General features: G+C 36.0%; 9 protein-coding genes and 1 pseudogene. 5 read left to right on the top strand and 5 right to left on the bottom strand.

Going from position 1 to position 11,847, the window contains the following annotated elements; translation table 11 throughout:
- The first annotated feature begins 26 nt into the window (after window positions 1–26).
- The 4 genes from MKL38_RS02885 (at window position 27) to MKL38_RS02870 (ending at window position 4,138) form a co-directional block, all read left to right on the top strand.
- Complete coding sequence (locus MKL38_RS02885) at window positions 27–731, top strand: CoA transferase subunit A (RefSeq protein WP_270902422.1); 705 nt, start codon at window positions 27–29, stop codon at window positions 729–731.
- Between the two features lies 1 nt (window position 732).
- Window positions 733–1,374 (top strand): 3-oxoacid CoA-transferase subunit B, encoded by a 642-nt coding sequence (locus tag MKL38_RS02880; protein WP_004642758.1) that lies wholly within the window; start codon window positions 733–735, stop codon window positions 1,372–1,374.
- Window positions 1,375–1,490: 116 nt separating this feature from the next.
- Window positions 1,491–2,900: a short-chain fatty acid transporter gene (locus tag MKL38_RS02875; protein ID WP_198308057.1), complete on the top strand. Its 1,410-nt coding sequence runs from the start codon at window positions 1,491–1,493 to the stop codon at window positions 2,898–2,900.
- Window positions 2,901–2,965: 65 nt separating this feature from the next.
- Window positions 2,966–4,138 carry a thiolase family protein gene (locus MKL38_RS02870; protein ID WP_270902421.1) on the top strand — a complete coding sequence of 391 codons (1,173 nt, stop codon included), beginning with the start codon at window positions 2,966–2,968 and terminating at the stop codon, window positions 4,136–4,138.
- A gap of 47 nt (window positions 4,139–4,185) precedes the next feature.
- Here MKL38_RS02870 and MKL38_RS02865 read toward each other — a convergent pair whose 3' ends face one another.
- From MKL38_RS02865 to MKL38_RS02850, 4 genes are all read right to left on the bottom strand, one after another.
- Window positions 4,186–5,079 (bottom strand): LysR family transcriptional regulator, encoded by an 894-nt coding sequence (locus MKL38_RS02865; RefSeq protein WP_003651675.1) that lies wholly within the window; start codon window positions 5,077–5,079, stop codon window positions 4,186–4,188.
- Window positions 5,080–5,310: 231 nt separating this feature from the next.
- Window positions 5,311–6,204, bottom strand: a complete 894-nt coding sequence (locus MKL38_RS02860) for a LysR substrate-binding domain-containing protein (RefSeq protein ID WP_056479894.1) — start codon at window positions 6,202–6,204, stop codon at window positions 5,311–5,313.
- A 547-nt stretch (window positions 6,205–6,751) separates the two neighbouring features.
- Window positions 6,752–6,973: a hypothetical protein gene (locus MKL38_RS02855; RefSeq protein ID WP_080028261.1), complete on the bottom strand. Its 222-nt coding sequence runs from the start codon at window positions 6,971–6,973 to the stop codon at window positions 6,752–6,754.
- Between the two features lie 111 nt (window positions 6,974–7,084).
- On the bottom strand, window positions 7,085–7,267 hold the full coding sequence (locus MKL38_RS02850; protein WP_003651668.1) for a hypothetical protein: 183 nt from the start codon (window positions 7,265–7,267) through the stop codon (window positions 7,085–7,087).
- 413 nt (window positions 7,268–7,680) lie between these two features.
- Here MKL38_RS02850 and MKL38_RS02845 point away from each other — a divergent pair, with 413 nt between their 5' ends.
- Window positions 7,681–9,099, top strand: a complete 1,419-nt coding sequence (locus MKL38_RS02845; RefSeq protein WP_270902420.1) for an aspartate ammonia-lyase — start codon at window positions 7,681–7,683, stop codon at window positions 9,097–9,099.
- Window positions 9,100–9,155: 56 nt separating this feature from the next.
- Here the strand turns inward: MKL38_RS02845 and MKL38_RS02840 are convergent.
- A pseudogene (locus MKL38_RS02840) lies at window positions 9,156–11,358 on the bottom strand (TonB-dependent siderophore receptor).
- Window positions 11,359–11,847: the final 489 nt, after the last annotated feature.

The following is an 11,847-nucleotide window of genomic DNA, read 5'->3' as shown; positions in this document are numbered from 1 at the left end:
ACTAAGGGATATAGGATAACAATAGAATGAATAAAGTTTATGCCAATGCAGAGGCAGCACTGAAAGATGTTATTGCAGATAATCAAACACTTGCCGTTGGCGGTTTTGGTTTATGCGGAATTCCTGAAAAACTGATTGTTGCAGTTAAACAAAGTGGTGTAACTGGTCTCACTTGTATTTCTAATAACGCAGGTATAGATGACTTTGGCTTAGGTATTTTGCTTCAAACCAAACAGATTAAAAAAATGATCTCTTCTTATGTTGGAGAAAACAAAGAATTTGAGCGTCAGTATTTAAATGGTGAACTTGATGTAGAACTCACCCCACAAGGAACTTTAGCTGAAAAGTTACGTGCTGGTGGTGCTGGAATTCCTGCATTTTATACTCAAACTGGCGTAGGTACACTGATTGCTGAAGGTAAAGAAGAACGTACCTTTAAAGGCAAAAACTACATTTTAGAAGAATCTTTAACAGCCGATGTAGCACTTGTTAAAGCATATAAAGCCGATAAAGCGGGTAATTTAGTTTTCCGTAAAACTGCTCAGAACTTTAACCCTGAATGTGCAATGGCTGGAAAAATTACAATTGCTGAAGTTGAACAGGTTGTTGAAATTGGTGAATTGGATCCGCATGAAATCCATTTAGCGGGTATCTATGTAAATCGCATTGTACTTAATGCATCACCTGAAAAACGCATTGAGCATAAAACTTTAAGCACGGAGGCAGTATAAAATGGCTTGGTCACGCAATGAAATGGCACAACGTGCTGCAAAAGAACTTGAAGATGGTTTTTATGTCAATTTGGGTATTGGCTTACCTACCCTAGTTGCCAACTATATTCCTGAAAATATTAATGTTTGGCTTCAATCTGAAAATGGTTTATTAGGTATTGGCGAATTTCCGACTGAAGAAACTGTTGATGCCGACTTAATTAATGCTGGCAAACAAACGGTTACTGCTCGCCCTGGTGCTGCTTTTTTCTCAAGCTCAGCGTCATTTGCCATGATCCGTGGCGGCCATGTAAACATTGCAATTTTAGGTGCAATGGAAGTTTCCGAAAATGGTGACTTAGCTAACTGGATGATCCCAGGCAAGAAAGTAAAAGGTATGGGCGGCGCAATGGATTTGGTTGTTGGTGTCCAAAAAGTTGTAGTTCTTATGGAACATTGTGCAAAAGACGGTACGCCAAAAATTGTGAAAAACTGTAGTTTACCTTTAACCGGTAAAGGCGTGGTTCACCGCGTAATCACTGACTTAGGTGTAATGGACATTACCCCACAAGGTGTTGAACTGATTGAACTTGCTAAAGATGTCACTCTAGAACAGATTCAAGCTGTTACAGGCGTCGAATTCTATAAAACCTTAGTTGCTTAAATTTTAATTTTTAATTAGCTAAACAAGACTTAAGTTAGAAAGTGAGCTTAAGTCTTAGCCTCTTTAAGCACCGGATGTGCTGTCAACGAATAAGAACGAGAAGGATTTTTTCAGCTATGGAAAAACAGCAAGGAATTTTTGAAAGATTTGCCCTTCGGATTAGTGACTGGTCTGAAAAGTGGTTTCCAGATTCATATATTTTTGCTCTACTCGGCGTCATTATTGTCTCTATTGCCGCTTTGGGTATTGGTGCTCCAATCCAAGATGTAGCGACGTCATTTGGTAATGGTTTTTGGAGTCTTATTCCATTTACGCTACAAATGACCATGCTAATTATTGTGGGTTATGTCGTTTCCGTATCTAAGCCCGTAAAATTCCTGATTCAAAAAATGGCGCGTATTCCAAATTCTGGGCGTGGTGCTATTGTTTTGGTTGCGACCGTCAGCTTGTTAATTTCACTGGTTAATTGGGCGGTAAGTACGATTCTTACTGCGCTTCTAGTGATCGCATTAGCGAAACGTAAAGAACTCAATATGGATTATCGTGCTGCCGCCGCAGCTGCAATTATTGGTATGGGTGCAACTTGGGCGTTGGGAATTAGTTCGTCAGCAGCACAGCTTCAAGCGAATAAAAGCAGTTTGCCTGAGTCGATTTATAATTTGACCGGTGTTATTCCATTTACAGAAACGATCTTTCTTTGGCAATCAATTGCGATGACCATTATTTTGGTGATTGTTTCAATCGCAATCGCGTATTGGTCAGCTCCAAAAGGTGATAACGTTAAAACGATTGATAGTTTTAATGTGCAGTTTGAAGAAGAAAAGCCCCATGAGGAAAAGTCGACCCGTCCGGGTGATTGGTTAGAAAACTCGCCTATTTTAACGATTATTGTGGTGGCTTTAGGTCTAATCTGGATGTTTTTTGAATTTTCAAAAAGTAATCCTATCATTGCCATTTCAAGTTTAAACACATACAACTTTGTTTTTTTAATGCTAGGTCTAGCATTACATGGAACGCCACGAAACTTTTTAAATGCTGTTGCAAAGGCAGTTCCAGCTGTATCAGGTATTTTAATCCAGTTCCCGTTGTACGGAAGTATCGCGTTTATTATGACGCAAGCTTTAAACAGTCAAGATTTATCGCTGTCGCATTATGTTGCCGAATTTTTCGTTTCAATCGCTTCAAAAGAAACTTTTGCAATTGTGATGGGAATTTACTCTGCCATACTCGGGTTCTTTGTACCTTCTGGCGGTGGAAAATGGATCATTGAAGCCCCGTATGTGATGCAAGCGGCAAATGATTTAAAAGTTCATTTGGGTTGGTCAGTACAAATTTATAACGCAGCTGAAGCTTTACCAAACTTAATCAATCCATTCTTCATGCTTCCAATGTTAGGCATTTTAAAACTAAAAGCAAAAGATGTGATTGGTTTTACAGTCACTCAGCTCGTCGTACATTTTCCTTTAGTTTTATTTTTATTGTGGTTCTTTGGAAGGACGCTTAGTTACACCCCACCTACTTTTTAATTTAATGGCGCCTTTAGTTTCGGCTAGAGGCAAATTTAGCAAATACACCAATAAGAGATATTAAGATGAGTTCAATTGTTATAGTTTCAGGTAGTCGTACTGCAATGGGCGGTTTTCAGGGCAGTTTATCTTCTTTAACAGCTCCAGAGCTTGGTGCTGCAGTAATCCTTGAATCGATTAAACGTGCAGGTGTTGCACCAGACCAAGTAGATGAAGTTATTTTTGGTTGCGTACTGAGTGCAGGTATAGGCCAAGGACCAGCTCGTCAGGCTATGCGTAAAGCTGGTGTACCCGATCATGTAGGTGCAGTCACCATTAATAAACTGTGTGGCTCTGCAATGAAAGCTGTATTAATGGCATCAGATACCTTAAAAGCTGGTAGTGCCAACATTATTGTTGCGGGTGGCATGGAATCTATGACCAATGCGCCTTATATTTTGCCGAAAGCTCGCGGTGGTTACCGTATGGGACATGGCGAAATTAAAGACCACATGTTTTTAGATGGTCTTGAAGATGCAGAAACAGGCCGATTAATGGGTTCTTTTGCTCAAGACATGGCAAATACCAAAGGCTTTACACGTGAGCAAATGGATAATTTCGCGATTTCTTCACTTAAAAAAGCGCAAACTGCGATTACAGAAGGTTACTTCAAAGAAGAAATTGTTCCTGTTGAAGTAAAAACACGTAAAGGTGTTGAAATTATTGATCAAGATGAACAACCATTAAAAGCGAATCTTGAAAAAATCCCAACTTTACGCCCTGCTTTTAGTAAAGACGGTACAATTACAGCGGCTAACTCAAGCTCAATTTCTGATGGTGCTGCTGCATTAGTGCTCACCACTGAAAAATATGCTCAGTCTCATGGTTTAAATACTTTAGCAAAAATTGTGGCGACTTCTAGTCATTCACAGCATCCAAGCGAGTTTACAATTGCTCCAATTAGTGCGATTCAAAAAGTACTTGAGCGTGCTGGTTGGTCTGTTGACGAGGTAGATGCTTGGGAAATTAATGAAGCTTTTGCAATGGTCGCAATGGCGCCAATTCATGAGCTAGGCATTGATGAAGCAAAAGTAAACGTACATGGTGGTGCTTGTGCTTTAGGACACCCAATTGGCGCAACGGGTTCAAGAATTATCCTTTCTCTTATCTATGCTTTAAAACGCCTAGGTAAAAAGAAAGGTGTTGCTGCGTTATGTATTGGTGGCGGTGAAGCTACAGCTGTCGCAATTGAAATCTAAAAATCAAACCACACAGAAGATGTAGGAGTTTTTCTTACATCTTCTTTTTAGACTTTAAAAAGTTCATAACAGGTTTGGCGGAACCATTTATGGCTACTTTTATGATGACAAGACATATGCCAATGTTGTTTAACATCATAAGTTGGGAAGTCGAGAGGTGCTGGTAAAATCTGTAAATTTTCTCTGACCAATAAGACTTGGCTCAAATAATACGGTACGGTTGCAATCGCATCTGTTTCTTGAACGACTAAACCAACGCCTAGATAACTTGGTAAGCGAATTAAGATATTCCTATCTAATCCTTTGTTCTGTAATTCATTTTTAATGTGGTAGTGACCAATTCCTGCATCAATATCGATATGATATTCCCGCATATAATCATCTAAAGTAAAATTATTTGGGTCTAAACGAGGATGGCTCTTAGAGCTAATCACAACATAATGTTGTTTGAAAAACTTTTGTTGATAAAAGCCTTCTTCTAATTGAGGTAAAAAGCCAATTGCAAGGTCAATTTCACCATTTGCCATTTGATAGCTAGTTTCTGGTGTAATCGGCCGAATATTCAAACGAATTAAAGGAGCTTTCTCTTTTAAATAGTTTGTTAATTGCGGCAATAAGACCAGATGAGATACATCAGTCATCGCAATAGTAAAAAGTTGATCCGAGGTAAGTGGGTCAAAGTTCACACTAAAGTTATTAATACTTTCAACTTTATCAATTACTTCACTAATGAGCGGAAAGATTTCTTTAGCTAATTCGGTCGGAATCATTTCATTCCCAACACGAATAAAAAGCGGGTCATTAAAATGCTGACGGATTTTGTTCAGTCCATTACTAACACTCGGTTGGGTAAGACCAATAGCATCAGCAGCCATTGAAACGCTTTTAAACCGATAAATATGATAAAAAATATTTAGTAATCTACTATCTAGATCAAACAAAATTGTCTCCGTCTGGATCAAATAATCCATTCAAAAGGAATGAAAGCAGGTAAAGCACATATAAAAATGCTCACTAGATTTCTGAATTATTGATATATGGTCTAAATTAACAAAGAATCTAGACCATGAGCAATGCTTTATAAAGCCTTTCATCATAAAGACAAAGGTATGGACGCTTTAATTGATTACTTTGTATATAACTTTGCTGAATACAGCCCATAATTATAAATTTTAATCAGGCTGAGTTTGGAAGCCCTTCCAGATTTGTTGGACTGCTTTGTTATCACTCAAATTATTTTTAAAAATGTAAATATCTTGAGGAAGACAATATTCATGATGATCCAACATGACCAGTTTTCCGTTAGCAAGATCTTCCTCTACATTAATTTTTGGAATCCATGCCACCCCTAGGCCTTGCAATACCAGCTCTTTCAAATTAGTTGCATTATCAGTCTCATATAAGGTTTTATAAATTAGTTTACCTTCGATCAGTTGGTCCACTAATTTTCGCAAATACGCATGTTTACTGTAAGCAAGCAATGAAAAATTATTCTGAATTGTATGCTTAGGCGTATGGTCGGCTTCGGTAGCTGATACAGGAACAATCTCTGTTTCCGCAATCTTGATTCCGCTTAAAATATCATCACCAACACGATTAATATTAGATCGGTCTGCATAACAAATCATAAAATCGCAGGCACCCTCTTTTAAAAGAGATAAACCCTCACCACTATTGGTCGCTACAATTTCGATTTTTAAATCACGCATAAACGTTGGGAATTTTTTCAAAAAAGTCGTTAAAAAACCAGAAGCTAATGAATGAACAACACAAAAACGAATAGTAGATTCGGTTTCATTTTTAATATTTTTAATCAGCTTAGCGGTCTCTTCCACCTGCTTTTCAATATTTTTAGACATAACCAGCATAATCCGCCCAATGTCTGTAAATTCAATATTATTTTTATTATTTCTAATAATAACTTCAGCTCCTATCATCTCTTCTAATTGCTGAATTCTACGCGTAAAAGCAGATTGACTAATAAATCGCTTTTCGGCCGCCTTTGAAATAGAACGCTCACGCTCTAATGTCAAAAGATCTTCTACCCAACGTACTTCTAAGTTCATTTTATGCATTCCCTTTTTATATTTATGTCCTTAATTTGTCTTGTTGGGAAGCTGGATAAATAGCTGAATAGATGAATGAAAAATATAAAACATGGGAGTACCTGCAAAAATGCGATGGAAGAATGGCAAGGCCAAACGATAAAAGTATGTATTTAATAATTCTGACATAGAAAAGAGTGTAAGAGAATAAAAGACTTTGATTTAACTCATCAACTCATACAATTATAAAATTATTGCGGTAAAAATTATTTTAAATCAATAATTAAATTAAACATAACCTAAGTAAATGAACACTTCAATCTTAATAAAAAATAAAAATAATCTTATGTTTTCATCATGTTTTTAATTTTGATAAAAAAAAGTCCGTATCTTGGGGAAGAATACGGACTGTAAAACTAAAATGTTACTATTTTGATTATTTCAGGATTTAAGCTTTCTGACCTAATAAAATCATTCAAATCAGAAGATATATTTGCAGTATAATTCAACTAAATAAACCTGACTATTCTACTAAAGTATCTATCCGAGATTGAGCTGAAACAAATTTCTAATATTCACCAATGAGATAATATAGCTTTCTTGAAATTTCAACCATCATATTAGAAGTATATTGAGTGATTTCAAAAACTTGTTTTTTCTGTGGGTTAAACACCATATTATCTTTTTCATCGCTAAAAAAGATATAAGTGGTGTATTTGTCCATTTGATGGATATGCTCTTTTAAGCTTACTTTTTCCCCAGAATTGGGATCATAGGCGATAAACTTCATTCTCATGAATTTTGTCTCTATACATACGGTCTTTTACCTAAAGTTTAATAAAATTTAGGTAAAACAATATTTTGATGGATAATGTAAAATAGTTAAGCTAAGTAACCGTGGCTATTTATAAGATACTGCTACGATACTATTTGCCTTGTTTACAGAGGTTTCCGCAGAAGCAATAGATTGCTCGGCTTCTTTAAGCAGACGAGAAGTTTTTGACTCTCTCTTCTCTTCACCCTGAAAAAGTACATAGTATGTAAAACTACCCAAAATAATTAATGCAGCTGTGACTTTTAACATAAACTTAAAACTAGGATTTTTTCGTATTATAGTGGTTTTTATGTGAAATGCATCACATTTTTATATAAATTTGTTAGATAAGCTACACTCTTTGTGCTGTAAACCTTATTAATTTACTTGATATTTCACTTAAATTAATGAATCTATAATTTCGTATTCGGTTATTTTTTAATTACATGGCCATTTTGTTCATCAAAGAATTTTTTCATATTAAATTTATCTAAACAGTAAACTGTTAATTTAAAAAATAAAATTTAGATTTAATTAGTGCAGGAAACAGAATTTTTTATTTTTAAATTTAGAAAAGAAGAAAACTGATATGCAAAAAATGCATAATTAACTTGATAAATGCATTAGAAGTGAAGCATTTCGAAATCTAATATGAATTATCTACTCTACTAATTCGAAGTTTAATGATGAACGCTGAAATTACCACCCGTATTGAGAAGGATCTTATTGGTTATAGAGAAATCAACAATAATGATTATTACGGAGTTCAAACATTACGTGCTCTAGAAAACTTTAATTTAACCCAAAGCAAGGTTGGAAATTTCCCTCATTTAATTAAAGCATTAGCAATGGTAAAACTTGCTTGTGCTGAAGCTAACTATAATCTTAAAAGCTTAGATCAAACTAAATTTGAAGCGATTGAATACAGCTGTAATCAACTTATTCGCGGTAATTTTCACGACCAGTTCCCGATTGATATGATGCAAGGCGGTGCTGGCACTTCAACCAATATGAATGCAAATGAAGTATTGGCGAATGTTGCTTTAGAATATATGGGACATTCTAAAGGTCAATATCAATATCTACATCCAAATAATGATATCAACATGTCACAGTCAACAAATGACGTGTACCCTACTGCAATTCGTTTAGGTTTGTTATTAAGCTTAGATGAACTAAATCTTCCTTTTAATAACTTAATTTTAAGTTTCCGTAATAAATCTCAAGAGTTTGCTCACATCTTAAAAATGGGTCGTACTCAGTTACAAGATGCTGTGCCTATGACATTGGGTCAAGAGTTTGGTGCTTTTGCAGTAACCTTACAAAAAGACCTTGAGCAAATTAATACGCTTATTCCAAATGTTCTAGCTTATATGAACCTTGGTGGCACAGCGATTGGTACGGGCATTACCACTGAATATAGTTACCGTGAACTTGCGATTCAAGCGCTTGAAAAAATTTCTGGTAAAAAAATTAAGTCTGCTCCTGACTTAATCGAAGCAACTTCAGATATGGGTGACTTTGTTCTTTTATCTGGTTTATTAAAGCGTACCGCAACTAAACTTTCTAAAATTGCTAACGACTTGCGCTTACTTTCAAGTGGTCCACGTACTGGTATCAATGAAATTAACTTAGAAGCACGTCAACCTGGTAGTTCCATCATGCCGGGTAAAGTAAACCCAGTTATTCCTGAAGCAATGAACCTTGCTTGCTTCCAGATTATTGCAAATGATTTGGCTGTAACTTTAGCTGCTGAAGCTGGTCAACTACAGTTGAATGCAATGGAACCACTTATTGCATTCAAACTATTTGAATCGATGGATTTGCTTGGTAACGCGATGGCAATGTTCCAAAGTAAATGTATTGATACGATTACGGCGAACCCTGAGCATTGTAAAGCTTTAGTTGAAAACTCAATTGGGATTGTGACTGCACTTAACCCATATTTAGGTTATGAAACTACAACTCGTATTGCTAAAACTGCAAACGAAACTGGGCAAAGCGTATTGGCTTTAGTTCAGAACGAAGGCTTATTATCGGCACAAGTGCTTGATGATATCTTGTCGATTAATAATATGGTTAAACCAAAAATGTCGGCTTAATTCCTGAAATAAAAAAGGAGCTTTTATAAGCTCCTTTTTTATTTGTCTTATAAATTTTAAAAATTAAAAGTTGTAGAGAATTGAGCTGTACGAGGACTACCCAAGAATAGATAGTCATCCCCCATGAATGGACCAACGTCACGCCAATATTTCTTATTAAATAAGTTGTCAATATTGAATCTAAACGTCGTGTCATGCCCAGCAAAATTTGTTTTATAGGCAGCACCAATATTAAAGACACTATATCCACCTACTTTTGCAGTTGCCTCTTTGTTTGCATATTTACTACTACTATATTGCATGCCACTTAACAGTCTTAAACCTTCAACTGAAGGTACTTTATAAGATAACTGAGCAGTTGCGCGTAATTTTGGTACATTTTGAGTTTGGTGGCCTCTATAACTGTCAGTATCAACATCAACAAGGCGAGATTTGGTATAGGTAACGCCAGAGCTTACGTCAACTGTATCAGTTAAGGCGCCAGTCAGACCTAATTCAATACCTTGATTATGCTGTTCACCTTGTTCAACAAAATCGAAAGATCCATCGGCATTGACTTTACTGTATTGATTATCCTGTTTTAAATCAAAGATAGCAGCCGTTATTAAGAAGTTTTGTACTTGTTGCTTAACACCAAGTTCAAATTGTTCAGAGTTTCTAGGTGCTAAAATTTCAAGAGCATTATTAGCAAACCAAGGTGCTTCACCACCATCAGATAACCCTTTGGCATATGATGCATAAAGATTAGTCGTAGCAGTGGGGCTATACATGAGAGCTAATTGCGGTAAAAACTTATTTAGGTCTGTATCTCGGCTTTGTTGTCCATCTGAATTATAAGCCTGTTCATCAAGGTGAATAAGTTTTCCACCCAGTAAAGTTGACCATTGCTCGTTAAATTGAACTCGGTCAGATATCGTGAAAGCAGTCTGATCACTTTCTAGAGCTTTGTAACGATCGCCTAAGCTATCTGATGATGGGCTGTAGTCAATCGTATCTTGATAAATATTGCCTGTTCCTACCGCTACATTAAGAGGTGTATGGTGCTTTAAGGTCTTATAAGTACGTTGTAGTTCCAAAGCAACCTGATGTTGAATGTTGGCAGTGTTGAATTGTCCATTTAGCCCAGCAGCAAATTGATTAGTAATACGTGTGTCATCTGGGCTACGGAAATCGTAAATATCGTAATTACCGTGTTTATCAAAAGTATTGCCTAAACCTGTAACTTCACAATTATCGTTATAACATCCCCATGGGAAAGCACTATTATCATCAATCACAACACGGCTTTGCGATGCACTTAAGCTGCCATTCCACTGATCGTTAAAGGCATATTGATATTTCAAGCTTGCATTTACGCTGTTATTTACAACAGGTTTGCTCCAAGACTGATACCCCAACAAACGGTCTTCATCAACATTTGTTGGTACTTGTCCATCAAGCAGTTGATACCCCGGAACTGAGCGTTGGCTTTGATGCTGAGCTTCAATATCAAACAGTAGTTTAGAGCGATCATTAATTTTCCAATCTAAAGCAACTGAACCAAACTCACGTTTACCATTTGCATGATCGACATTTGGGTGAATACTTTCATGGGCTAAATTAATTCGATATCCAAATTTATCAGTCAAAAAGCCGCCTACATCCGTTGCAAGTGTATAACCACCTTCTGAGTTTGCATCGACGGTAACACTCTTAACATCGGCAGGTCGTTTGGTTACATAGTTGACAACACCACCTGGAGTCGACATTCCACTTTGAATTGCAGAAATCCCTTTTAAAATTTCTACGCGCTCTTTGTTTTCTAAAGCAACGTTTTGTTCACCACGAATGTTATGGCCATTAATAAGATAACTTGAACCTAAATCGAGCGAAAAGCCACGAGCTACGAAATTTGGATAATAGCCAATTGCAGCATAGCCATCTCCTAACGATGAATCATTCTTAACAACATCAGTCAGTGTTTTTGCGTGCTGATCGGCTATGCGTTCAGATGTAATTGTTGTGATAGATGCAGGAATCTTTTTTATATCGCCTGTTTGAAAACCAGATAAATTAACTTTTTTTGAGGAATATAAATCGTTAGTGTTTTGGGTAGCATTCACGGTAATTGTAGGTAGTTGAGAAACCTCCGCCTCATTTGCATAGACAACAGACGTCATCAGTGCAATAGATGATGCTAATGCTGTTTTAGAGCATGTAATGAAGTGAAGATTTAACGAGTGTCTGTCCATTGAATAACTACCTGCCCATACCGTGCATAATATAAGTATGCTAAAAGTCGGAGATCTTCCATATTTTTTAGCCTCGAAAGAATACAGTGACACATATCGAGAAACAACAAATTATGTAATTTTCAGATCAAGTAAATTTTATGTAATAAAGCGTCATCATTATATAAATTTCATTTATTTTCTTTGAAATTGGTACTATAACTTTTTAAGTATTACCAAATAGTCAAAATAAAACTAAGCTCAAAATAGGCTTAAAACCAAGGAGGAATACAATAAAGAATATGGTTGATGAATTACATATTTGATTTTAAATAAAGTTTGTGGTGCATGATCTTCTAACCAAATTAAGGAAATGTTCGATAATCGATAAAAATATCTTTAAATCGAACAAAAGATCATACAATCACTAGAATGGAAATTTAAAATTATAAAAAATGCATGGAGAGGAATTCTAAGGTAAGTACTCAGGATTGAGTGATATTTAAAAACTCATGCTATTTCCTGTTCAGTACACCTA

Origin of the sequence: Acinetobacter sp. AOR14_HL, assembly GCF_027855175.1 — a bacterium.
GTDB classification, from domain to species: Bacteria; Pseudomonadota; Gammaproteobacteria; order Pseudomonadales; family Moraxellaceae; genus Acinetobacter; species Acinetobacter calcoaceticus.
This window is presented reverse-complemented; position numbering and strand designations above follow the sequence as displayed.